The organism is Phytopseudomonas straminea (assembly GCF_900112645.1).
Taxonomy (GTDB): domain Bacteria; phylum Pseudomonadota; class Gammaproteobacteria; order Pseudomonadales; family Pseudomonadaceae; genus Aquipseudomonas; species Aquipseudomonas straminea.
Genome location: NZ_FOMO01000012.1, coordinates 22,835 through 45,382 on the forward strand (window position 1 = coordinate 22,835; position 22,548 = coordinate 45,382).

Sequence of the window (22,548 nt, forward strand, 5' to 3'; positions counted from 1 at the left end):
TAAGGGGATGCTCACCAGTCACTGCCCTGCCCCAGCAACTGCAAGGCGTGGTGACGCAGCTCGAGCAGACGCGGATCGTCGCGGCGACGCGGATAGGAGCGCTCGACCTTGAGTTCGGCCAGCACCCGCGCCGGGCGCGCCGAGAACACGAGCACGCGGTCGCAGAGCAGCAGCGCCTCCTCGACATCGTGGGTAACCAGCAGTGAGCTGTAGGCCTGCTGCTGCCACAGGCGAATCAGCTCGCTCTGCATGGCGATGCGGGTCAGCGAGTCGAGCTTGCCCAGTGGCTCGTCGAGCAACAGCAGGCGCGGCTCGTTGATCAGTGCGCGGGCCAGCGCCACACGCTGCGCCATGCCGCCGGAGAGTTGGCGCGGGTATGCCTCGCGAAATTCCAGCAAGCCAACCTTGCGCAGCGTCTCGTCGACGCGGTGCTTCTGCTCCCGGAGCTGACCGCGCGCCTGCAGGCCGAGGGCGACGTTGTTCCACACACTGCGCCAGGGATAGAGCGTCGGGTCCTGAAACACCAGCACCCGCGAGTGATGCGGCCCGGCAAGCGCGGCACCGTCGGCCAGCAGGCTACCGCTCTGCAGGCTCTCCAGCCCGGCGACCAGACGCAGCAGGGTCGACTTGCCGCAGCCGGATGGCCCGAGCAGGCCGACGCTTTCGCCGGGTGCCAGTTGCAGGTCGACCTTGTCGAGCACCGGCAGGCGGCTGTCACCCAGGTCGAAGGCATGGCTGAGGCCGCGGATATCCAGGCTCATGCCCGCAGCCTGAAGCGGATGAGCGGTTGCGACGTTCACCATTTCACCGCCCCCTTCTGCCAGGACAGCACCCGATCACGGACGATGAACAGCAAGGTGATCAGCCCCGAGCAAAGCAGCGCCATCACCAGCAGCGCAGCGTACATGTTGGCGTAGGCGGCCCAGCCCTGGGCCCACTGCAGGTACCAGCCGAGGCCAGCCTTGACGCCCATCATCTCGGCCACCACCAGCACCGAAAACGAGGCGCCGAGGCCCATGAACAAGCCGACAAACACATGAGGCAATGCAGCCGGAATCGCTACTCGCCAGACCAGAAAGCGCGAATTGGCGCCCAGGGTACGGGCCACCTCGTAGTACGCCTTGTCGACGCTGGCCACGCCGGACCAGGTCAGTACCGTGACCGGGAACCAGGTCGCCAGGGCGATCAGGAATACGCTGGCGCTCCAGCTGGTCGGGAAAAAGAAGAAGCAGATCGGCAGCAGCGCGGTGGAGGGAATCGGCCCGAGGATGCGCAGCACCGGATGAACCCAATAGCCGATGCGATGCGACCAGCCAATCGCCACGCCTGCTATGAAACCGGCGATGCCGCCCACCACCACGCCATTGACCAGCAGCCATAACGAATGCAGCAGGCTTTCACCAAGGCGTAACCAGTCATCGACGAACACCTCGATCAGCGCCTGGGGCGGCGCGAAGAACGGCACCGGCAGCAGCACCACCTTGGCGGTAACCAGTAGCCACACACCGAGCAGCACGGGCAATGCCACCAACCAGGCGCCTGCCGGACGCAGACGCTCCACCAGCCGGCCCAACGGACCCGGCAGGATGCCCAGCAGCGCCAGCAGCCCGCCCACGCCAGCACCGACGTACGCCAGCTCCCGGGTGAAGGGCCAGGGCTTGCCGCCATCGGGGTAGAACGCGGTGAACAGGGCGAAGGCTATCCAGGCCAATGCGGCCAGCAGACCACCGCGCCAGAGCGGCGTGGCCACGCGCGGCTGCGCCTGGCCTTGCTCAAGCGAATACGTCGGCATGGATGCTCTCCGCGAATTCCAGGGGATCGGTACGCGGGCGCAGCACCTCGACGTTCTTCAGGTCGCGGGCGTATACCGCGATCTCCTTCACGAAGGTATTGCCGACCGAGTAGTAGCCGTGGGTGTGCTCGGTGAGGATGGCGCGCACCTCTTCCTTGGAGGTGTTGATGGCGAACTTGAGAAACTCCTCGGCCACCGCATCGGGGTTGCGCGACGCCCAGGCATGGGCCTGCAGGATCGAGTGGGTGATGGCCGCCGCCACCGGCGTGTCGTTGCGCGCCAGCTCGCCGCTGACCCCGACCACGCAGCAGCTCATGTTGGCGTACTCCTCGATCATGTTGGTCGCCAGCTCGGCGAAGCCCGGCTGCTGCTTGACCCGGTACATCAGTGGATCGGAGCCACTGGCGGCCTGGATCTCGCCCTTCTCCAGAGCAACGCTGAGCAGGTCGATGGGGTACACCCGCCAGGTCACGTCGCGCACCGGGTCGACGCCATGGCGCTTGAGCATCAGCGAGAAGAAGTTCTTGTCCGCAGCAGCCATGTCGGTGACGCCGATGGTGGTGCCCTTCAGCGCCTCGAAGCTTTTCGGACCATCGTCCAGGGTCAGCAGGCGCAGGCAACCACCGTGGGTGCCGGCGGTCAGCTTGACGTCAAAGCCCTGCTCCAGCGCCTTGAGCCAGCGCAGCGCCATGCCGGTGGCGGCGTCGGCCTTGCCGGTGGCCATGGATTCGAGCAGCACCTCGGTGGAGTTGCCGAAGTTGACGAACTCGACCTCCAGGTTATGGCGCTTGAAGATGCCCTGGCTGTCGGCAACCGCCACGGGTGCCAGGCACACGGCATTGAGGTTGGTGGCCAGTTTGATCTTGCGCGGCTCGGGCAAGACCCAGCGATCGCTGTCCAGATCCAGGCCGCTGCCAACCGGTTGCGTACCTTGGCCGGCATGCCCGGTATGGGCGCCGTGGCCAGCATGACCGGCATCGGCCCAGGCGAAGCGGCTGGCGAACGCCGCCGCGGTGGCGGTACCCGCCAGGGCAAGCAACTGACGACGGTTGAGCACAGAGATGGGCATGGCGCCTCCATAAGAGAGTCGTGCATGCGCCGCGTGGTCGGGTAGCGTGCGGATAAGGTGCTTCGGCGGGCTTTTACAGCCAGCTTCACAGGAAAGGCCTTAGACGGTATCGGCTTGACGATCCACAGGGAAATTCAATTTAGGCATAACCTAATATGCCAAACGAGAAAGTTAATCCATCCTCTCTCCCGACAACCCCAGCACCGTTAGCGGATTGCCAACTGCCAGACGTGGCTTATCGCAACGAGCCACCGTCCTACCCCGCGCTATCCCAAATGCCGCTTCCCGGAGAACCTACCGAATGCCTTGCCTGCCCCCGTACGCCCTGCGCCCACGTCACCTGCTGGCTGCCAGCCTGCTGGGCTGCGTAGTGCTGCCTGTCGCCCATGCCGAGACCGCGACGGGCAGCCTGCAGATCGAAGGCGTACAGATCACCGAGCAGGCGCTGACCGAGCAGCAGGTGGCCGAGGCGCAACTCAAGGAGGTGCCGGGCGGCACCAATCTGGTGGACATGCAGCGCGTCGAGCAGGGCCGCGTGGCTGGCAATGCCGATGTGCTGGCCTACCAGCCGGGCGTTTATGCGCAGTCGCCGGGTAACGAGGGCATCAAGATCGCCATCCGCGGCTCGGGCATCAACCGCGGCACCGGCTCCCACGCCTCCGGCAACCACGTCATGCTCGACGGTTTGCCGCTGACCGGCTCGGGCGGTACGCCTTATGAGCTGCTGGAACCGCTGTGGATAAGCCGCGCCGAAGTGCTGCGCGGCGCCAATGGGTTCGACAAGGGCTCCCTGGCCCTGGGCGGCGCCATCGACTACATCACCCGCACCGGCCGTGATGCCGACAAGTTGCAATTGCGCTATGAAGCCGGCAGCCACGGTTACCAGAAGCGCAGCATCAGCTCCGGGCAGGTGCTGGGCGATGTCGATTACTACGTCAACGTCACCGACAGCCGTTACGACGGCTATCAGGATCATTCGTCGGGCAAGGGCCAGGGCGTGGCCGCCAACGTCGGCTATCGCCTCAACGACAACCTGGAGACGCGCTTCTACCTGCGCTACCGGGAAACAGAGCATGACGTCCCAGGTCGGCTGACCAAGGCGCAGATCGAGCACGACCCAAGGGCGGCCGCTGCCAACAATCTGCGTATCAACGCGCACCGTGACCAACCTGGCAGCACCTGGCTGGCCAACAAGACCACCTGGCAGATCGACGACGACTCCACCCTGGTGGCCGGCCTGGCCTATCACCATTACCCGATGGATATCGTCGAGAACAGCTCGCCCAACGGTAACACCTACCGGGTGCGCGTGGACTACAGCGACGTGAGCGGCACCCTGAACTACACACGCCGCCACGGCCTGTTCGGGCTCGACAGCACCACCACCGTCGGTTTCCGTAGCACCACCAACTTGCCGAGCAGCAAGTCCAGGGAAAATGCGGCGCTGCCGATCAACGTAAACGGCACCGCCTACCCAGCCGGCACCCTGATGCGCGCCTACGAGCACCTGGGCTCGGACAACGTGCTGCATATCGGCAACGAAACCGAGCTGGCACCTGACCTGTGGCTGACCAGCGGCCTGGCGCTGATCTACACCCGCCGTGAAGTACAGGTGACCTGGCCGGCCACCGACGATAAGCTCAGCGAGCACACCTGGGATTACGCGCCGCGTATCGGCCTGCGCTACCAGCTCAACCCGGACGTGCAGCTCTACGGCAATGTCAGCCGCTCGATCGAGCCGCCCCACGCCTGGTCGATGCTCTGGAGTTCGCCGCTGCGTTTCCCCAACAGCAACCAGCCGTACGCTGCCCGCCAGCGCGCGCCGATCTCGCTGGATAACCAGACAGCGACGACCTTCGAAGTCGGTGGCCGTGGCGACTCCGCGCTGGGCCAGTGGGACGTGGCCTATTACTACTCGCTGGTGCGCCATGAGCTGCTGACCGTGGAAATCACCACTGGCGTGCCGCCTTCCGAAGCCAACGCCAGCCCGACCATCCACCAAGGCATCGAGCTGGGCCTCGACAGCCCGTTGTGGGACGGCGGCGCGGCCGGCGCTCTGGCCTTGCGCCAGGCCTACACCTTCAGCGACTTCCATTACCGCGACGACGCCACCTTTGGCGACAACCACCTACCCGGCCTGCCCCGCCACTACTACCAAGCCGAGCTGCGCTACAGCCTACCGAACGGTTTCTACGCCGGGCTAAACACCCAGTACGCCTCCAAAGTGGCGGTGGATTACGCCAATTCCTACTACGCCGATGCCTACACGATCTTTGGCGCGACCCTGGGCTACGCCTCGCCGAAAGACGACTGGCAAACCTGGCTGGACCTGCGCAACCTGACCGACAAACGCTACGCCGCCACCGTCACGCCGGGCTACGACGACAACGGCGCCGATGCCGCCCGCTCGACACCGGGCGAAGGTTTCGGGGCATATGTCGGGGTGTCCTACAGTTTCAATTAACACCACAGCATAAGAATACCCCGTGCCGTCTCCTTTATAATTCGCCGCCTACAGGGAGACGTACATGTTTTGTGATGCCTGGCGCCACGCGCCAACCCACCGCAGGGTCTGGGCGCTGGCGGCGCCGATGATCCTTTCCAACCTGTCCGTACCGCTGGTGGCGCTGGTCGATACCGCGGTGGTCGGCCACCTGCCCCACGCCCATCAGTTGGGCGCCGTAGCGGTGGGCAGCAGCCTGTACATCCTGATCGTCGGGGTGCTGGGTTTTCTGCGCATGGGCACCACCGGTTTCGCGGCCCAGGCCTGCGGTCGCGGCGATGGCGGGGCGCTGCGCCAGGTGCTGGTGCAGGGCCTGCTGCTCGCCGCCCTGCTGGCACTGTTGCTTGGCGCGCTGGCGATTCCCTTCAGCGGCCTGGCCTTGGGTCTGATGAACCCGTCGGCCGAGCTCGACGGCCTGACCCGGGATTTTCTACACACGCGCTTGCTCGGCTTGCCCGCAGCGTTGGCAAACTACGCGCTGATCGGCTGGCTGCTCGGCGCCCAGAACGCCCGCGCGCCGCTGGTGATGCTGCTGGTCACCAACCTGCTGAACATCGTGCTGTCGCTGTGGTTCGTACTCGGCCTGCACTGGGAAGTGGTGGGCGCCGCCCGCGCCGCGGTACTGGCCGAATGGGGCGGGTTGCTGGTCGGCCTGACGCTTGCGCGGCGCGCCCTGCGTCGCCACCCGGGCAACACCCGCTGGGCGGCGATGGCCCAGTGGCAGAGCTGGCGCGCGCTGCTGGCGGTGAATCGCGATATCTTCCTGCGCTCGCTGGCGCTGCAGGCGGTGTTCCTGCTGATCACCATTCAGGGCGCGCGCCTGGGCGACGCCACGGTGGCGGCCAACGCCCTGCTGCTCAACGGCCTGTTGATCACCGCCTATGCACTGGATGGCCTGGCCCATGCGGTCGAGGCGCTATGCGGCCATGCCATCGGTGCGCGGGATCGCCTGGCCCTCAAGCGCAGCCTGATCGTCGCCGGTATCTGGTCGCTACTGGCCAGCCTGGTGTTCGCCCTGGCGTTCGCCTTGGGCGGCCACCTGTTCATCAATCTACAGACGGATATCGCCGCGGTACGCGAGACCGCCGGCCACTACCTGCCCTACCTCGCCCTGCTGCCACTGTTCGCGGTGTGGAGCTACCTGCTCGACGGCCTGTTCATCGGCGCCACCCGTGCCCGCGAAATGCGCAACGCCATGCTTGTGGCCCTGGCCATCGGCCTGCCGATCGCCTTGGCGCTGCAGGGGTTCGGCAACCATGGCTTGTGGATCGCCTTTCTGGCCTTCATGGCCTTGCGCGGCCTGACCCTGGGCGCACTGGCCTGGCAACTGGCGCGGCGTGATCAATGGCTGGCGGCGCCTGGCAGTTGACCCCGCGCTTGCCGCCACTCAGAGACGAAAAAGCCCGCTGAATCGCGGGCTTTTTGTTGGCTGCCAATCAAGGCACCAGCGGCAGCTCGCGCTTGTGCTGGGTCTTGTCGTAGGTCTGCACGATGGCCTGGTAGGCGGTATCGCTGACCGGTTTTTCCTGCAGGAAGGCGTCGATGTCATCATAGCTGACGCCGTGTACCTGCTCGTCCGGAATACCTGGGCGCTCGTCTTCCAGGTCGGCGGTCGGCACCTTGGAGAACACCGCAGCGGGTGCGCCAAGTCGTTCGGCGATGCGCCGTACCTGGCCCTTGACCAGGCCGCTGAGCGGGGCGAGGTCGCAGGCGCCGTCACCGAACTTGGTGAAGAAACCCATCACCGCTTCGGCGGCGTGGTCGGTGCCGATCACCAGGCCGTTGCGGGCGTTGGCCACGGTGTACTGGGCCAGCATGCGCATGCGCGCCTTGGTGTTGCCGAGCACGAAATCGCGGCGCGCCGAAGTCAGCTCGCCCAGCTCGCCGATCTGCTTGGCCAGGCCGGAAACGGCCGGGGCGATGTCGATGGTCTGCACCTCGTCGGCAGCGATAAAGGCCAACGCCGCCTGGGCGTCGGATTCGTCGTGCTGCACGCTGTGCGGCAGGCGGATGGCGATAAAACGGTAGGCCTGATCGCCAGTCTCGCTGCGCAGCTGCTCTACGGTCAGCTGGGCTAGACGGCCGGCCGCCGAGGAATCCACGCCGCCACTGATGCCGAGCACCAGCACCTTGGTGCGCGAGGCGGTCAGGGTGCCCTTGATAAAGGCGATACGGCGGGTGATCTCGGCGTCCACGTCGGCGTCCGAGGTGAAGGGCGCGATCACGCCCAGTGCTTTGGCGATTTCAGCTTGGCGATTGCTCATGAGGAGGCTCCCTGATTGGCATCGGTACGAAACACGTGTTTCAGATAGGTCACGAAATTCGGGTCGCGGCACTGGGTCTTGCCCGGCGTATCGGAGATCTTCGCCACCGGCTGGCCATTACAGTCGATCATCTTGATGACGATGTTCATCGGCTCGACACCCGGAATATCGCAGGTCAGGTTGGTGCCGATGCCGAAGCTGACATGAATGCGATCATGCAGCGCGCGGTACAGTTCAAGCGCCTTGGGCAAGGTCAGACCGTCGGAGAACACCAGCGTCTTGCTCATCGGATCGATACCCAGCTTCTCGTAGTGGGCGATGGCCTTTTCAGCCCAGACCAGCGGGTCGCCGGAGTCGTGGCGCAGGCCGTCGAATAGCTTGGCGAAGTACAGATCGAAGTCGCCGAGGAAACTGTCCATGCCGATGGTGTCGGTCAGGGCAACCCCGAGCAGACCGCGGTATTCCTTGACCCAGCATTCCAGCGCCGCCTTCTGGCTGTCGATCAGCCGCGGACCGAGCTGCTGGTGAGCCATGAACCATTCGTGGGCCATGGTGCCCAGTGGCCGCAACTCCAGCTCGCGGGCCAGGTGCACGTTACTGGTGCCGACGAAGCGGCCTGGGAAGTCGTGCTTGAGGATGTTCACCACTTCCTCCTGCACTCGGTACGAAAAGCGCCGGCGGGTGCCGAAGTCGGCCATCTGGAAACCCGCCAGTTCATCGGCGCTGGCTTCGCCCTTGAGCCAGTCGAGCTTGCGGTACAGCTGCTCGCGCACCTGCTCGATGACCACCTCGCGGTAGCGATAGCGGTTGCGCACCTCGGAGATGATCGCCAGCAGCGGAATCTCGTAGAGGATCACGTGCAGCCACGGCCCGCGTACGCGAATCGCCAGCTGGCCGGCGTCGTCGGTGCCGACGTGCACGTAGCGCATGTTGAAGCGGAACAGGCTGAGGAAGCGGATGAAGTCTGGCTTGATGAACGGGATCTTCTCCAGATACGCCAGCTGGTCCACGGTGATGGTGGTGTTGACCAGCTGTTCGATCTGGTAACGGATCTCTGCCAGGTAGGGCGTCAGGTCCTCCTTGCTGCGGCAGCGAAACTCCCACTCCACTTCGGCGTTGGGGTAGTTGTGCAGCACCGCCTGCATCATGGTCAGCTTGTAGAAATCGGTGTCCAGCAGGTTCTGGATGATGCTGGGGGCGAATACGCTCTCACTCATGGTCACTCTCCTCGAGGCGGGCCAGCTCGCTGTCGAGCGCTCCGCTATCGGCGCAGATGATGATGCCCTGCGCGCGCATCTGTTCGATGGCTTGCGTCGCGCCGGCTTCGGAAATGGCCCGGCACGCCGGAAGATACAGCAACACCTCAAGGCCGGCGCTACGCAGTTGCAGCGAGGTGTTCTTCACGCAGAAATCCAGGGCCAGGCCACCGACCACCACGGCCTTAACGCCCGCTACTTGCAGGTATTCGATCACGCCCGTGCTGCGCTTGCCGGCCAGGTCGTGGTAGCAGGCGCCGTAGGGGTGCAGATCGGGTTCGACACCTTTCCAGACGAAGAAGTCATAGTCGATTGGCGCAGGCAGCGTATCGAGCAGCTCGAAGCCCGGCGTGCCCGGCACACAGTGGCTGACCCAGGTCAGATCGGAATTGGCATGGCTCAAGGGCTGCAGCATCTGGTCGTAGCCCTCGACCACCCACAGGGCGTTGGGCGTGTGGGCGTCCTTGCTGCCCAGGCGCAGGGTGCCACGACGCGCCATGTCGTTGAGCGACGCGGCGATTTCATGGCCGCCGGGCACCGGCAACTCATCGGGGCACAGGCTGGTAAAGCCCTTCTGCGCATCGACATCGAACGTGGCGATCTTCATCTGACACCTCCTACTCATGGAGCCGCATCGCTGCGGGGTGGACACATATTCCACCAGGTGTATTATGTATGTCAACACCCACCTGCAAGGAGAATCGTCATGCAGCCATCGCCCCTGCAGTGCTTCGCGGCAGGCCAAGATGAACCAGCGCCACAGCGCTTCGCGCTGGCCGTTTACGGCGGCGCCTTCGATCCGCCCCATGCCGGCCACGCCAGTGTGATCTGCCGAGCACTGGAAACCAGCGAGCAGGTGCTGGTGGTGCCGAGCTACCGCCATGCCGACGCCAAGCGCATGGCCGACTTCGACCTGCGTTGCGCCTGGGTCGAGCGCCTGGCAGCACGCTTCGGTGATCGGGTACGCTGCTGCAGCCTGGAGCGCGAGTTGGGTGCCGATGGCCGGGTGATCTACAGCGTTGACCTGCTCAGCTGCCTGGCCGAACGATACGGACTGCCGGGCGAGCGCCTGGCGCTGGTGATAGGCGAAGACAACCTCACCCGGCTCAAGACATTCCACCGCGCCGCCGAGCTGCGCCAGCGCTTTGGGCTGGTGGTCGCCGATGAGGAGATGACCGTGCACAGCAGCGCAATCCGCGCGATGATCGCCGCCGGGCAGGCGATCCCCGAGGCCTGGCAGTTGCCGGAGATTCAGGCTGATATGACGATCTACAGGAGTGCGATGTGAGTTCTGCTGAAGTATTGGCCAGTGTCGATCTGATCGCCCTGCGTATGGATATCGAGAGCCGCCAGTTGCAGGTGCTGCTGCACCGCCGCGAGCGCGAGCCGTTTCTGGGCCAGTGGGCGTTGCCGGGGGTGATCGTCAACGGCAGCACCCGCGACGCCAACCTGGAAGCCGCCGCCCACCGCGTATTGCGCGATAAGGCCCAGGTGTTGCCAAGGCATCTGGAGCAGGTCGGCACCGAAGGCAGCGCCGAGCGTGACCCGCGCGGCTGGTCGATGAGCACCTATTACCTGGCCCTGCTGGCGCCGGACACCGAGACCGCTGACGACGGCCTGCGCTTCGTACCACTCGACGAGGTGCTGGACGGGCGCCTCGCCCTGCCCTTTGACCACGGGCAACTGGTACGCCTGAGCGTCGAGCGCCTGGCCGGAAAATCCGTCTACACCAGCTTGCCGCTTTACCTGGCGCCGCCACGCTTTACCGTGCTCGATGCCCTGAACGCCGCCCAGGCCTGCCTGGGGACGATGATCAATAACACCTCGCTGCGCAAGCGCCTGGAAAAGATGAAGGACGCCGGCTGGATCCGCGACACCGGCGAGAAGAACTTCCCGAAAATGGGCCGCCCTCAGCAATTGTGGGAGCTGACCGATCAGGCCGAGGGCGTGTTCGTGTTCGACCGTAGCCTGTTGGCGGATCGGGCTGGTAGCTGACATCGCCCACAGTCTGAAGGATCCAACCGGCACATGAATTGATCTTTGGCCAGGTAGGACTCCTCGCTTATGCCCGAGATTTTCGCGGGCATGACCCGCTCCCACAATTAGGCGGCGACCAATCCCGTAGCCTGGGTTGAGCGACGCGATACCCGGGTTGGTGCCCCGGGTGTCGCTTCGCTCGACTAGGGCTACCTATCTTCTCTACTGCCGCATGCCGATGGCCAAACGATTGAAGGCATTCATCAGCGAAATGGCATAGGTCAGGTCGCTGATCTGTGCGTCATTGAAATGTGCCTTGAGCGGCTCATACACGTCATCCGGCGCGTGGGTGCGGGCGATATCGGTGAGCGATTCAGCCCAGGCCAGGGCGGCGCGCTCGGCCTCGCTGAAGTGCGCACTGATGCGCCAGCCCGCCAGGCTGTCGAGCTTCGTCTGGGGCGTGCCGCCGTCGCGCAGCGCCTTGGCGTGCATCTCCAGACAGAAGGCGCAGCCGTTGATCTGCGAAATACGCAGGTACACCAATTCGATCAGCGGCAGGCCGAGGCTGCTGGCAGCCAGGGCTTTCTTGGTGGCGATCAGCCCTTTGTAGGCGTCGGGCGAGAGTTGGCTATAAGGCAGGCGCAAGGTGATGGAGTTAGGCATGGTGGCGTACTCGCTATTGGACGGACGCCAGATTACTCAGCACCTGGCCCGCTCAATAGAACCAAGATGATGGAAAGTCATTGGTCCATCTTTCGGCGAGTCATTCGCCTTGCCGCATAGGCATGCGGTCGATGGTCCGGAAGATCGCCTGCAAGTCCGCATCGGCGCCCTGCTGGATCTTCTTGCCGCCATCCTTGCCGACCAGAATCACCTGGGGCCGGGCGTTGCCGGCGTCCAGCGCCAGCAGCAGGCGCTTGGTGGCGATGGCCTCCAGGGGCTGCTCGTTGCGCTGCCCCTGCTGGCCGATCACGGTGTAGAGCACCATGTCGCGCTCGACGAACGCCTCGCGGTTGGCCGGCTCGCGCAGCGCGGCCTGCACCCGCGCCAGCAGCGGATCATCGGCGCTGGCCGCCAGCACGATCAGCGGCCGGGTCTTCCAGCGCTCGGCCTCGAGCGGATTCTCGCTGGCGTGGGCCAGCAGCGGCAGCGCCAGGAGCAGCAGGGTCGCGAAACGCTTCATGGCCTCTCTCCTAGTGGGCTCGCTCCCGCCGTCCTCAGTACGACAGGTACGAAGAGCGCGTCAGCCCCAAACGCAGCGCGTCGAGGAACTGGGTACGTTCGCGGGCGGTGATGCGCGCGCTGGCGACCTTGTCGCGGTAGTGGGTCATCAGCTCCTCGGGCGACAGGTGCACGTAGCGCAGCATGTCCTCGATGGTGTCGTGGGTCTCGATACCAGCGTGGTAGATGCTGCCGTCGGCGTTCTGGTAGATGTTCACCGAGTCGGTGTCACCGAACAGGTTGTGCATGTCGCCGAGAATTTCCTGGTAGGCGCCGACCAGGAAGATGCCCAGCACGTAGTCCTCGCCCTCGCGCAGTTCGTGCACCGGCAGGCTGGTTTCGATGGACTGCTCATCGACGTACTGGTTGATCTTGCCGTCGGAGTCGCAGGTCAGATCCTGCAGCACCGCGCGACGCAGCGGTTCCTCGTCCAGGCGGTTGAGCGGCAGGATCGGCAGGATCTGGCCGATGGCCCAGGTGTCCGGCAGGCTCTGGAACACCGAGAAGTTGCAGATGTACTTGTCGGCGAGCTTGTCGTTGAGCTCGTCGAGCACCTGGCGGTGGGAACGTTGGCGGGCCTTGAGCTGGTTATACAGGCGGCGGCAGATGGCGAAGTAGCACTGCTCTGCCAGGGCCTTCTGCGGCAGGTCGAGCTTGCCGGCCGAATACTGCCCGGCCGCCTCGCTGACGTAGTGAGTGGCGCGCCAGTAGGTTTCGGCGACCATTTCCGGGTCGCTGTCCTCGAGCAGGTCGATCAGCACCTGCAGCACTTCGGGCTGCTCGATGCTGCGGTCGATCTCCGGCACCTCGTCGTTGTGACGCTCGACATCGGTCACCTGCACCAGCAGCAGTGCGTGGTGAGCCGTCATCGCCCGGCCGCTCTCGGAGAAGATGTGCGGGTGCGGAATCTCCTGGCGGTCGCAGAATTCCTTGAGCATGTCGACCACCGCGTCGGCGTAGTCTTCCATGTCGTAGTTGATCGAGCTGGCGTTGCGCGAGTGGGTGCCATCGTAGTCGACGCCCAGGCCGCCGCCGACGTCGATATGGTCCACCGGCAGGCCAAGAGCACGCAGCTCGCCGTAATAGCGGATCGCCTCGCGAAAGCCCTTGCGGTAGTCGGCGATGTTGGCGATCTGCGAGCCCATATGGAAGTGCAGCAGGCGGATGCCCTGATCCAGGCCAGCCTTGCGGAAGCGCTCGACCACCGACAGCAGCTGGGCGGCGGACAGGCCGAACTTGGACTTCTCGCCGCCGGTGTCCGCCCACTTGCTCGACGCCAGGGACGACAGGCGTACGCGCAGGCCGATCTGCGGCGCCACCTTGAGTTCGGCGGCCTCTTCGATCACCAGAGCGACTTCCGACTCCTTCTCGATGACGATGAACACGTTGTGGCCAAGCTTCTGGCCCATCAGCGCCAGGCGGATGAATTCGCGGTCCTTGTAGCCGTTGCACACGATGGTGCCGCCCTTCGGCGCCAGCGCCAGGACGGCCAGCAGCTCGGGCTTGGAGCCGGCTTCCAGGCCGATGGAAACGTTCTCGGTGGCGATGATGTTCTCCACCACCGCTTCCTGCTGGTTGACCTTGATCGGGTACAAGGCGGTATAGCGGTTGTTGTATTCCAGGCGCGCGATGCTGGCGTCGAAGGCGCCAGTCAGCTTGCGCACGCGGTCCTGAAGGATGTCCGGGAAACGCACCAGCAGCGGCAGCGACAGGCCGCTCTGGCGCAGCTCCTCGACCTGCTCATAAAGGTCGATGGGCGTGCTGCCCGGCCCGTTGGGGCGCACTTCGACGCGGCCGGCGTCATTGATCGAGAAGTAGCCGGCGCCCCAGTGGCGGATGCCGTAGACACTGCGGCTGTCGGCCACCGTCCATTGGCTTCCATCGTCCTTGCGTGTGCGTCGTGCGGCCATCGAGGGTTCCCCTGTTACAGATAGGCTGATGCTGTCGATACGGTCGGGCGAGCATAGAGCCTGGAAATGACGGTTGCTCGGCAGTGGACTGGCCGAGCAGTGAGTAAGTTTAGAGAGTCACGGGCGGCGGCGTTCAGCCGCCGGATTTCTTGGCTTTGAAGCCGCGCTTGATCAGCTCGGCGAGCAGCAGTTCGACATGGTCGCCCTGGATCTCGATAACGCCATCCTTGAAAGAGCCACCGCAGCCGCAGCGCTTCTTCAGCGCCGAGGCCAGCTCCTTGAGCGGCTCTTCGGCCAACGGCACGCCACTGATGGTAGTCACCGTCTTGCCGCCGCGGCCTTTGGTCTCGCGGCGCACCCGGGCAATGCCGTCGCCCTCGGGAATCGTCGTGCGCGAACAGGTGCAGGCGTCCACCGGCTGCGAGCAATCCGGGCAATGCCGGCCTGCATCCGTGGAGAACACCAGGCCACCGAGGCCGGCGAATGAAGAGGTTTTCTTGGCCACCGCGTTTTTTCCTCAGTGGATGGGAGCGGCGCAGTGTAACGACAAAGGCCGGCGATGCTAAGAAGCGAAATGCGCCAACCCCTGATGGATTGGCGACCCCGTGTCACTAGCGATTGGCGAGATAGTGCTGCAACGCCACGAGCGAATCGGGGCAGTAGGACTTGAGTTGGGTATCACGCTGCGCGGCTTCGAGACTCATAAAGCGCGCCTCCAGCACCTCTTCGGGCTGCAGCACCAGCGGTGCGTCGGAGACGGCCGAGAACACCGCGCACCAGATACGGTTCTCCGGCTGATCGAAGAAAAAGCGGCCATGGTCACGCAGCACGGCATTGCGGATGCCCAGCTCTTCGGCCAGCTCGCGCTCGGCCGAACGTGCGTAGCTTTCACCGGCCGCCACCATGCCGCCAGCAGCGATATCCCAGTAGCCCGGATACACCGCCTTGCTCAGGGTACGGCGATGCACGCACAGCTCGCCGGCGGAGTTGAATAGAAGGATGAAAGTGCCGCGACCGATCAGGCTGCGGCTACGCAGTTCGGCGCGGGGTAAGGCGCCAAGCACTTGATCCTGCTCATCGACCCAGGCGATCAGCTCGGCATCCGAGGCGGCGCGGTGCGCCACCTCGGTTTCAGCAATTGCCACGGATCAGCCCTGGGACAGCAACTGACGCAGATCGATCACTGCGGCATTGGCTCGCGAGATGTAGTTGGCCATCACCAGCGAGTGGTTGGCGAGGATGCCGTAGCCGCTGCCATTGAGCACCATCGGGCTCCACAGCGTGGCCTGGGCGGCCTCCAGCTCGCGGATGATCTGCCGAACGCTGACGGTGGCGTTCTTCTTGGCCAGCACATCGGCGAAATCGACTTCGATGGCGCGCAGCAGGTGCGACAACGCCCAGGCCTGGCCGCGGGCTTCGTAGAACACGTTGTCAATCTGCAGCCATGGGGTTTCGTAGGTGCGCTCGGTCACCTCGGGCACCTGCCCCTGGGCCAGTTCGGTGTTCTCGTTCACGTCAGTATTGAGGCGCACTTGGCCGACACTGGCGGACAGGCGCTGAGACAGCGAACCCAGGCGAGTGGCGACGTCGCCGAACCAGTTATTCAGGTTGTCGGCGCGGGTATAGAAGCGCGCACCGCTCTGGCCCGGCTCGGACAGGCGAGCGAGGTAACGATCCAGCGAGTCGATGCCTTCACGGTATTTGGACTCGGTCGACGGCAGCGCCCAGCTACGATTGTCGAAGTTGAAGTTCGGCTCGGCGCGGGCCAGGTCGCCATCCTCGGTGGATTGCGACTGCGAACGGGCGAAGTCCTTGCGCAGCGCACGGGAGAAATCACGCACCTGCACCACCACGCCGTATTCCCAGCTAGGCATGTTGTCGAGCCACAGGCCCGGCGGCGCGAGGTCATTGGCCAGATAGCCGCCCGGCTTGTCGAGCAGGGTCTCGGCGACCTGCTTGAGGGTTTCCACGCTGGTATAGCCGGTCACCACCTGACGGTTGGCTTTCTCGGCCGAGGCCTGTACACGCTGTTGCACGGGAAACAGATCCGGCTCCTGGCTCCAGTACCAGCCGACGACCAGTGCCACCAGCAGATAGACGCCCAGCAGGCTGGCGATAACGCGGCCAATACCGCCGCCGAGGCGACGACGAGAGCCGGTGCTGGCACCGTCATCGGCAGAGGCAGTGCCGGTGGTGCGGTTCTTCCAATCAAGCATGGCGATTATCCTTTGATCAGCGACGTACAGGGCTTCGACCACAGGCCTCTGGGAGGGTTGCGCCAATACTTGGAGCACCCATGGCCTGCAGCGAGACTACGCTGCCACTATAAGGGAAGGCTGCCTCAGCGCGCAGTGCCGCAAGCTGTTCACGACGTAACGGGATACCGCCAGAGGTTTGCATCGGCCATGACCCAGGGTGCGGGGCGAGTCACAACACTGGCGCCATAGGAATGGCAAAATAGTTTTTAATTGATAGCACCAGGCCACCATCGGCAGGCTTGCGACACTCTACGGACTACCGGCCATGACCGAGCAAGAAGATCCCAGCCGCGACCGGCTCAAACAGCACTTCGCCCAACGGGTGATCAACCAAGCGCGCCAGGTTCTGGAAGTCTGGCAGCGCCTGCAACGCGCGGAGTGGAACGAGGCCGGCATGCATGAGCTGCAGGAAGCCGCACAGCTGCTGCAGCGTTACGCCGAGCGCTTCGAACAGGTCGAGCACCGCGAGCTGGGCAAGCGCATCGTCGCCTGTCTGAGCGTGGTGGACGCCAACCGTGGCCGCCTCAACAGCGAAGTGATCAGCGAACTCAACCAGTTGATGCAGCGCCTGTCGCGCACCGGCCTGCGCCACGGCGACCGCTTCGAGCACACCACCCTGCCGCCGCTGCGCAAGCCGGTGTACATCGCCCTGCAGCACCTGGAGCGCGCCGAGCGCCTGGCCCAGCAGCTGGAATTCTTCGGCATGAATGCCAAGCCGCTGGATACCGCCAACGCCTTTCGCGCCGCCATGCTCGAACGCCACCCGGCGGCTCTGGTCATGGAGATCGACTTCGCCGGGCCGGGCAACGGCCTGCAACTGGCCCAGGCCGTGCAGGAAGGCCTGCAGGAAAAGATTCCGGTGCTGTTCTACAGCCACGAAGACACCGACACCCCGACCCGCCTGGCAGCCGTACGCGCCGGTGGGCGGGAATTCTTCACAGGTTCCATGGATGCCTCGAGCCTGCTGGAGCGCATCGAAGTGCTCACCCACGTCGCCCAGTACGAGCCCTACCGCGTGCTGATCGTCGACGACTCCCGCGCCCAGGCCACCCACACCGAGCGGGTGCTAAACAGCGCCGGCATCGTCACCCGCACCATCACCGAGCCGATCCAGGCGATGGACGAGCTGGCCGAGTTCCAGCCGGACCTGATCATCCTCGACATGTACATGCCAGCCTGCAACGGCACCGAGCTGGCCCAGGTGATCCGCCACAACGACCGCTACGTCAGCGTGCCGATCATCTATCTGTCCGCCGAGGACGATCTGGACAAGCAGCTCGACGCCATGAGCGAAGGCGGCGACGATTTCCTCACCAAACCGATCAAACCACGCCACCTGATCGCCACGGTACGCAACCGCGCCGACCGCGCGCGCAGCCTCAAGGCGCGCATGGTGCGCGACAGCCTCACCGGTCTGTTCAACCACACCCACACCCTGCAGCTGCTCGAAGACGCGCGTTTCCGTGCCCAGCGCGACGAGCAGCCGCTGAGCTTCGCGATGATCGATATCGATTACTTCAAGAAGGTCAACGACAACTATGGCCACCCCATGGGCGACCGGGTGATCAAGAGTCTGGCGCTGTTTCTCAAGCAGCGCCTGCGCAAGAGCGACTGCATCGGCCGTTACGGCGGCGAGGAATTCGCCGTGGTGATGCCCAACACCGACGCCAAGACCGCCGCCAAGGTGCTGGACGACGTGCGTGCGCGCTTCGCCGAGATCCACTACCCCGCCCACCCGCATGACCTTAGTTGCACCTTCAGTTGCGGCATCGCCGAGCTGTTCGACAACCTGGACAGCAAACACCTGTCGCAACGCGCCGATGAGGCGCTGTACCGCGCCAAGAACGGCGGCCGCAACCGCGTTGAGGTCTACAGCTGAGAGGCGCCCGACGCCGGCAACCACCTATCGGTTCGCTGGCGTCAGTTTCGCGCCACGTCACCTAGCTGTCACATGAGCGCAATAACGTACCGATCACTACGCACTGCATGGCGCAGTGCCAGCATCGATCGGACGTCAAATCAGCCCCATGCGCCTCAAATCCCTCACCAACCTCAACACCCTCCTGCTGGTCGGCATCGGCATTGCCCTGGCCTGCACCCTGTGGTGGTCGCAGCGGGCACTGGAACGCCCCTATGTGCTGATGGAGCAGTACCTGGAACTCTCGCAACAATTCCAGCGCGAGGCCGCGGGCAACATTCTCGGCTACCTGGAAAACGGCGATGCGTTGCGCCATAGCGCCGCGATTCAGAACCTCGACACACTGCAGGCAAAGGTCGATGAGCTGCCGGGTGATCTCGCCGGTGATCTGGGCGAAAGCCTGGGCGAGCTGAAGGCATTTGCCGCCGAGCAACTGCTCGCCGCCGGCAAGCTGTCCGGCGACCCGCAGGGGCTGCTGATCCAGGCCGAACGGGAGATGGCTGATGCACTGGCAGGGCTCGCCCGCTACGCCGACGAAGGCCAGAGCGAAAGCGCGAGCGCCTACCGCGCGCCGCTGTTCGAGGCCTCGCAACATCTGGCCAGGCTCGCCCTGGCGCGCAGCAAGCTGGTCAGCAGCGGGCGCGCCGAACTGGCCGCCGACGTGGAGCGTGAAGTGCAGGCGCTGCAAGGCAAAGCCAAGGTGATCAGCGATCTGCCCCTGCTTGGCATCACCGCACAGGCGGCCTCGGGCAGTGATGCCTTCGCCTCCCTGATGGGTCTGGACAGTGACAGTCAGGCGAGCGAAGCCGAAGACCGTGGCGTCGCTCTCAAGCGCGATCTCGACAGCCTGCTGGGGCGCTATCCCGGCGAACTGACGCGCACCCGGACGCTGATCGAACAGCGCGCACAGCTAACAGCCACCACCCGCGCCCGGCTGGATGCCGTGCAGCAGTCCTTTACCGCGCTTGAGCCCCAGGTCCGCGCCGAGCACGGGCGTATCCAGGGCGAGGTGAGGCTGATCCTCGGCATCATGGTGGCGCTTATCCTGCTCATCGCGCTGATCATCGACACCCTGCAGCGCCGCTTGAGCCGTCTGCTCGAGCGTCTGGTGCCGGCGCTCTCGGCCTGGGCGGCCGGGGATTTCGCGGGCGAGATCCACCTGGCCACAAACACCCGTGAACTGCGTGACATCGAAGAGTCGCTCAATCGCCTGCGTCGCTATCTGGTCGAACTGGTGGGCACCATTCACCAGCACGCGGCCCAGGTCTCGGCGTCCAGCCATACCCTGGCCGACCTGAGCAGCGGCCTGCACGACGGCGCCGAGCGCCAGGCCAGCGATACCGCACAGATTCGTGATGCCTTGGGCGAGCTGGAGGCGACCATCCTGCAGGTGGCTGGCGATGCCAGCCAGACCGCCACCGCCGGCCGCGACGCCGACCGCGCCCTCGCCCAGGGCCAGCAGGTGATCGGCAATAGCCTTGCTGGCTTGCATGCACTGGTTGAGGAAGTACAGGGCAATGCCCAGGCCATCGAGCATCTGGCCACGGAAACCGCCACGATCGGCAGCGTACTGACGGTAATCCGCAGCATCGCCGAGCAAACCAACCTGCTGGCCCTCAACGCCGCCATCGAGGCGGCGCGGGCAGGTGAAGCGGGCCGCGGTTTTGCTGTGGTAGCGGACGAGGTGCGCTCGCTGTCGCTACGCACCAGCTCGGCCACCGCGCAGATTCAGGAGGTGATCAGCCGCCTGCAGCAAGCCGCCAACAACTCGGTGCAAGCCATGCGCAGCCAGGTCGAACATGCCGAAGCGACCGCCGACCAGGCCCGCACTGCCGATGGCGCTCTGGACGAGATCGTCGGCGCCATCGGCACCATCGCCAGCATGGCTGCGCGCATCGCCGAGGCAACGGCCTACCAGGGCAGCGCCGTCAGCGAGATCCGCGACCACAGCGAGCGTATCTATCGACTGGGTGGCGACAACCTGCAACGCATCGGCCAGGGCCGCGCGCAGAGCGTCGAGTTGCAAGCGCTGAGCGGCCAGCTGGATCAGGCGGTGCAGGCGTTTCGGGTGTAAACAACACGTTTCTACCCTATAGGATGGGTGCTAACCCATCAAAAGCGCCTTAATCCGATCTGATAGCGGATGAGGACGCCCAGCCAGTAGGACGGGTCGAGCCGAGCAGACGAAATCCATCAATGGTGATTTCGATGGGTTTCACCCATCCTACGCCTCAGCTACGTAGGGTGGATCGGGGCGCGTAGCCGACGCTCTTTTCATCCACCATTGCGATCGAAGAACTGTAGTCGGGTAAAGCGTCGTCTACCCTAGGAACTGTCGTGTGAGCGCGCCATGCGCGCGAATCGCAGCACCTGCGCATGACGGCAGCCGCCCCACGCGGCCTTGTGTCGCAGCAATCGCCCCTGAGGCGCGCAATATCAACCCGCCGCAATGGCCACTTACTGCGCCGCCCATGGCACAGCGCGCCGGCTCCGTTATCATGGCGCGATCAATGCCCCACGAGATGCCCATGCCACGTCTTATCTGCCTGCTGCTGTTGCTCGTCGTCCTGCCTGCCGGCGCCGGGGTGTTCGACAGCCGCCCGAATGCCGCGCCACTGGGTCAGGCGCTGAATAACAGCGCCGACTTCCTGCCGGTACGCGAGGCCTTCAAGCTCAGCCTGGTCGAGAGCTCGCCGACATCGGCGAAGGTGCGCTTCGTTGCGGCCGAGGGCTATTACCTGTATCGCCACCAGTTCAAGTTCAAGGTCGAACCGGCTGAGCTGGCCGGCAAGCCCGTCGAGGTGCCGGAAGGCCTGCACAAGAACGATCAGTACTTCGGTGATGTGCAGGTGTTCTACGAAGTGCTGGATGTCGACATCCCGCTGAACAACCCGGACGACAAGCCGCTCAACCTCGCCGTCACCTACCAGGGCTGCGCCGACAAGGGGCTGTGCTATCCGCCGGAAACCGAAACGCTGGCGATCAATGGCGGCGTTGCAGCCCAGGCCGACAGCACCAGCGCTCCCGCTAGCGGCAAAACCACCTGGAGTTGGACCGACCTGGCACTGATGTTCGCCGCCGGCCTGACCCTGACCTTCACGCCCTGCGTGCTGCCCATGCTGCCGATCCTCTCCGGTGTGGTGCTGCGCGGCCGGCCGAGCAAGGGCCGCGGCCTGGTGCTGTCGCTGGCCTACGTGCTGCCGATGGCCGCCTGCTACGCCGCGCTCGGTGCGCTGATGGGGTTGTTCGGCGCCAAGCTCAACCTGCAGGCCATGCTGCAATCACCGTGGATCTTGGTGCCCTTCGCGCTGTTCTTCGCGCTGTTCGCGGTGGCCATGTTCGGCGTCTTCGAACTGCGCCTGCCGGCATTCATTCGTGAACGCTTGGATCGCAAGGCCGCGCAGACCCAGGGCGGCACCATCGCCGGCGCGGCGACGCTGGGCGTGCTGTCCAGCCTGATCGTTTCGCCGTGCATCACCGCGCCCTTCACCGCGCTGCTTCTCTATATCAGCAGTACCGGCGATGCCGCCGGCGGCGCCCTGCAGCTGTTCGCCCTGGGCCTGGGCATGGGTACGCCGCTGGTGATCTTCGCCGCCGGCGGCGGTGCCCTGCTGCCTAAGTCCGGCACCTGGATGGTCGCCGTGCGCAACGCCTTTGGCGTGATGCTGCTGGGCGTTTCGGTCTGGCTGCTGGAGCGCGTATTGCCGGGGCAGATTTCCCTGGCGCTTTGGGGCCTGCTGGCTGCAGGCGTTGCGCTGTTTCTCGGCGCCCTGGAATTCAACGCTAAAGATGCTCGCGGCAAGCTCGCCCAACTGCTCGGCCTGGCGCTGCTGGTCTACGCCCTGGCCGCCTGGACGGGCGCCCTGAAGGGCAACGACGATCCCCTGCAGCCCCTCGCCGGCGGTATCGCCAGCGCTCAGTCGAGCGCCTCCGGTAGCTGGCAGACGGTCAGCACACCCGCCGAACTGGACGCCGCGCTGGCCCAGGCCAAGAACGACGGCCAGCCGCTGCTGCTCGACTGGTACGCCGACTGGTGCATCAGCTGCAAGAAGATCGAGCGCGAAGTATTCAATTCCCCGCAGATCGGCCCGCAACTGGCTGACTATCACCTGCTGCGGTTCGACATGACCGACAGCACCGCTGCCCAGCGCGCGCTGCTGGATCGCTACGGGCTGTTCGGGCCACCGGCGATCCAGTTGTTCGCCGCCAACGGGCAGGAAATGCATGACTTGCGAGTCATCGGCGAAATCGATGCGGCAGGCTTTGCCGAGCGTCTGAACGGCGCGCGAGAACGATTCTAGGAAACTCGGTCACATATTCAGCCAACCCTGCATGGATCGTGCTGACTACTCCCAAAAACTGGACAGCCCTACGGCACTT

General features: G+C 64.8%; 19 protein-coding genes. 7 read left to right on the forward strand and 12 right to left on the reverse strand.

The annotated features are described in order from the left end of the window. Nucleotides 1-11: 11 nt before the first annotated feature. The 3 genes from BM279_RS21040 to BM279_RS21050 are packed head-to-tail and all read right to left on the reverse strand — an operon-like array spanning nt 12 to nt 2,861. Nucleotides 12-803, reverse strand: a complete 792-nt coding sequence (locus tag BM279_RS21040) for an ABC transporter ATP-binding protein (protein WP_093507047.1) — start codon at nt 801-803, stop codon at nt 12-14. Further along, complete coding sequence (locus BM279_RS21045) at nt 797-1,792, reverse strand: ABC transporter permease (RefSeq protein ID WP_093507049.1); 996 nt, start codon at nt 1,790-1,792, stop codon at nt 797-799. Before BM279_RS21045 ends, BM279_RS21040 begins: the two co-directional genes overlap by 7 nt. After that, the gene (locus tag BM279_RS21050; RefSeq protein ID WP_093507051.1) at nt 1,773-2,861 is read right to left on the reverse strand and encodes an ABC transporter substrate-binding protein; all 1,089 of its coding nucleotides are present in this window, start codon (nt 2,859-2,861) and stop codon (nt 1,773-1,775) included. The genes BM279_RS21045 and BM279_RS21050 overlap by 20 nt, the downstream gene beginning before the upstream one ends. Before the next feature lie 301 nt (nt 2,862-3,162). On the opposite strand from BM279_RS21050, the gene BM279_RS21055 reads away from it, so the two are divergent. Further along, nucleotides 3,163-5,325 carry a TonB-dependent receptor family protein gene (locus tag BM279_RS21055; RefSeq protein ID WP_093507053.1) on the forward strand — a complete coding sequence of 721 codons (2,163 nt, stop codon included), beginning with the start codon at nt 3,163-3,165 and terminating at the stop codon, nt 5,323-5,325. 64 nt (nt 5,326-5,389) lie between these two features. Beyond that, on the forward strand, nt 5,390-6,733 hold the full coding sequence (locus BM279_RS21060) for an MATE family efflux transporter (RefSeq protein WP_093507055.1): 1,344 nt from the start codon (nt 5,390-5,392) through the stop codon (nt 6,731-6,733). Nucleotides 6,734-6,800: 67 nt separating this feature from the next. Here BM279_RS21060 and nadE read toward each other — a convergent pair whose 3' ends face one another. The 3 genes from nadE to BM279_RS21075 are packed head-to-tail and all read right to left on the reverse strand — an operon-like array spanning nt 6,801 to nt 9,491. Beyond that, on the reverse strand, nt 6,801-7,628 hold the full coding sequence (gene nadE / locus BM279_RS21065) for an ammonia-dependent NAD(+) synthetase (RefSeq protein WP_093507057.1): 828 nt from the start codon (nt 7,626-7,628) through the stop codon (nt 6,801-6,803). Beyond that, nucleotides 7,625-8,845, reverse strand: a complete 1,221-nt coding sequence (gene pncB, locus BM279_RS21070; protein ID WP_093507059.1) for a nicotinate phosphoribosyltransferase — start codon at nt 8,843-8,845, stop codon at nt 7,625-7,627. The genes nadE and pncB overlap by 4 nt, the downstream gene beginning before the upstream one ends. Beyond that, the gene (locus BM279_RS21075; RefSeq protein ID WP_093507061.1) at nt 8,838-9,491 is read right to left on the reverse strand and encodes an isochorismatase family protein; all 654 of its coding nucleotides are present in this window, start codon (nt 9,489-9,491) and stop codon (nt 8,838-8,840) included. Before BM279_RS21075 ends, pncB begins: the two co-directional genes overlap by 8 nt. Nucleotides 9,492-9,590: 99 nt before the next feature. On the opposite strand from BM279_RS21075, the gene BM279_RS21080 reads away from it, so the two are divergent. Together BM279_RS21080 and BM279_RS21085 are read left to right on the forward strand one after the other, a co-directional pair. Continuing rightward, nucleotides 9,591-10,172 (forward strand): adenylyltransferase/cytidyltransferase family protein, encoded by a 582-nt coding sequence (locus BM279_RS21080; protein ID WP_093507063.1) that lies wholly within the window; start codon nt 9,591-9,593, stop codon nt 10,170-10,172. Continuing rightward, nucleotides 10,169-10,879, forward strand: coding sequence for an NUDIX domain-containing protein (locus tag BM279_RS21085; RefSeq protein WP_093507065.1), 711 nt, complete (start codon nt 10,169-10,171; stop codon nt 10,877-10,879). The genes BM279_RS21080 and BM279_RS21085 overlap by 4 nt, the downstream gene beginning before the upstream one ends. 204 nt (nt 10,880-11,083) lie before the next feature. Here the strand turns inward: BM279_RS21085 and BM279_RS21090 are convergent, their stop codons facing one another. The 6 genes from BM279_RS21090 to BM279_RS21115 form a co-directional block, all read right to left on the reverse strand. After that, entirely contained in the window at nt 11,084-11,524 is a 441-nt protein-coding gene (locus BM279_RS21090) for a carboxymuconolactone decarboxylase family protein (RefSeq protein ID WP_093507067.1), read from the reverse strand. 100 nt (nt 11,525-11,624) lie between these two features. Beyond that, the gene (locus BM279_RS21095) at nt 11,625-12,044 is read right to left on the reverse strand and encodes a DUF4174 domain-containing protein (RefSeq protein ID WP_093507069.1); all 420 of its coding nucleotides are present in this window, start codon (nt 12,042-12,044) and stop codon (nt 11,625-11,627) included. Nucleotides 12,045-12,078: 34 nt separating this feature from the next. Beyond that, entirely contained in the window at nt 12,079-13,992 is a 1,914-nt protein-coding gene (speA, locus tag BM279_RS21100) for an arginine decarboxylase (protein WP_093507071.1), read from the reverse strand. A gap of 133 nt (nt 13,993-14,125) precedes the next feature. Further along, nucleotides 14,126-14,497, reverse strand: a complete 372-nt coding sequence (locus BM279_RS21105; protein ID WP_093507073.1) for a translation initiation factor Sui1 — start codon at nt 14,495-14,497, stop codon at nt 14,126-14,128. 106 nt (nt 14,498-14,603) lie between these two features. Continuing rightward, a complete protein-coding gene (locus BM279_RS21110) occupies nt 14,604-15,137 on the reverse strand; it encodes an NUDIX hydrolase (RefSeq protein ID WP_093507075.1) in 534 nt (177 codons plus the stop codon). A 3-nt stretch (nt 15,138-15,140) separates the two neighbouring features. After that, nucleotides 15,141-16,208: a DUF2333 family protein gene (locus BM279_RS21115; protein WP_093507077.1), complete on the reverse strand. Its 1,068-nt coding sequence runs from the start codon at nt 16,206-16,208 to the stop codon at nt 15,141-15,143. Between the two features lie 307 nt (nt 16,209-16,515). On the opposite strand from BM279_RS21115, the gene BM279_RS21120 reads away from it, so the two are divergent. From BM279_RS21120 to BM279_RS21130, 3 genes are all read left to right on the forward strand, one after another. After that, nucleotides 16,516-18,129 (forward strand): response regulator, encoded by a 1,614-nt coding sequence (locus BM279_RS21120; RefSeq protein WP_093507078.1) that lies wholly within the window; start codon nt 16,516-16,518, stop codon nt 18,127-18,129. Nucleotides 18,130-18,277: 148 nt separating this feature from the next. After that, nucleotides 18,278-20,242 carry a methyl-accepting chemotaxis protein gene (locus BM279_RS21125; RefSeq protein ID WP_093507080.1) on the forward strand — a complete coding sequence of 655 codons (1,965 nt, stop codon included), beginning with the start codon at nt 18,278-18,280 and terminating at the stop codon, nt 20,240-20,242. Nucleotides 20,243-20,696: 454 nt separating this feature from the next. Continuing rightward, nucleotides 20,697-22,469 (forward strand): protein-disulfide reductase DsbD, encoded by a 1,773-nt coding sequence (locus BM279_RS21130; protein ID WP_093507082.1) that lies wholly within the window; start codon nt 20,697-20,699, stop codon nt 22,467-22,469. Nucleotides 22,470-22,548: the final 79 nt, after the last annotated feature.

Excerpts from the sequence above, each read along its gene's own strand:
- BM279_RS21040 (WP_093507047.1), bottom strand. The coding sequence starts at position 803 with ATGGTGAACGTCGCAACCGCTCATCCGCTTCAGGCTGCGGGCATGAGC.
- BM279_RS21045 (WP_093507049.1), bottom strand. The coding sequence starts at position 1,792 with ATGCCGACGTATTCGCTTGAGCAAGGCCAGGCGCAGCCGCGCGTGGCC.
- BM279_RS21050 (WP_093507051.1), bottom strand. The coding sequence starts at position 2,861 with ATGCCCATCTCTGTGCTCAACCGTCGTCAGTTGCTTGCCCTGGCGGGT.
- BM279_RS21055 (WP_093507053.1), top strand. The coding sequence starts at position 3,163 with ATGCCTTGCCTGCCCCCGTACGCCCTGCGCCCACGTCACCTGCTGGCT.
- BM279_RS21060 (WP_093507055.1), top strand. The coding sequence starts at position 5,390 with ATGTTTTGTGATGCCTGGCGCCACGCGCCAACCCACCGCAGGGTCTGG.
- nadE (WP_093507057.1), bottom strand. The coding sequence starts at position 7,628 with ATGAGCAATCGCCAAGCTGAAATCGCCAAAGCACTGGGCGTGATCGCG.
- pncB (WP_093507059.1), bottom strand. The coding sequence starts at position 8,845 with ATGAGTGAGAGCGTATTCGCCCCCAGCATCATCCAGAACCTGCTGGAC.
- BM279_RS21075 (WP_093507061.1), bottom strand. The coding sequence starts at position 9,491 with ATGAAGATCGCCACGTTCGATGTCGATGCGCAGAAGGGCTTTACCAGC.
- BM279_RS21080 (WP_093507063.1), top strand. The coding sequence starts at position 9,591 with ATGCAGCCATCGCCCCTGCAGTGCTTCGCGGCAGGCCAAGATGAACCA.
- BM279_RS21090 (WP_093507067.1), bottom strand. The coding sequence starts at position 11,524 with ATGCCTAACTCCATCACCTTGCGCCTGCCTTATAGCCAACTCTCGCCC.
- BM279_RS21095 (WP_093507069.1), bottom strand. The coding sequence starts at position 12,044 with ATGAAGCGTTTCGCGACCCTGCTGCTCCTGGCGCTGCCGCTGCTGGCC.
- speA (WP_093507071.1), bottom strand. The coding sequence starts at position 13,992 with ATGGCCGCACGACGCACACGCAAGGACGATGGAAGCCAATGGACGGTG.
- BM279_RS21115 (WP_093507077.1), bottom strand. The coding sequence starts at position 16,208 with ATGCTTGATTGGAAGAACCGCACCACCGGCACTGCCTCTGCCGATGAC.
- BM279_RS21120 (WP_093507078.1), top strand. The coding sequence starts at position 16,516 with ATGACCGAGCAAGAAGATCCCAGCCGCGACCGGCTCAAACAGCACTTC.
- BM279_RS21125 (WP_093507080.1), top strand. The coding sequence starts at position 18,278 with ATGCGCCTCAAATCCCTCACCAACCTCAACACCCTCCTGCTGGTCGGC.
- BM279_RS21130 (WP_093507082.1), top strand. The coding sequence starts at position 20,697 with ATGCCACGTCTTATCTGCCTGCTGCTGTTGCTCGTCGTCCTGCCTGCC.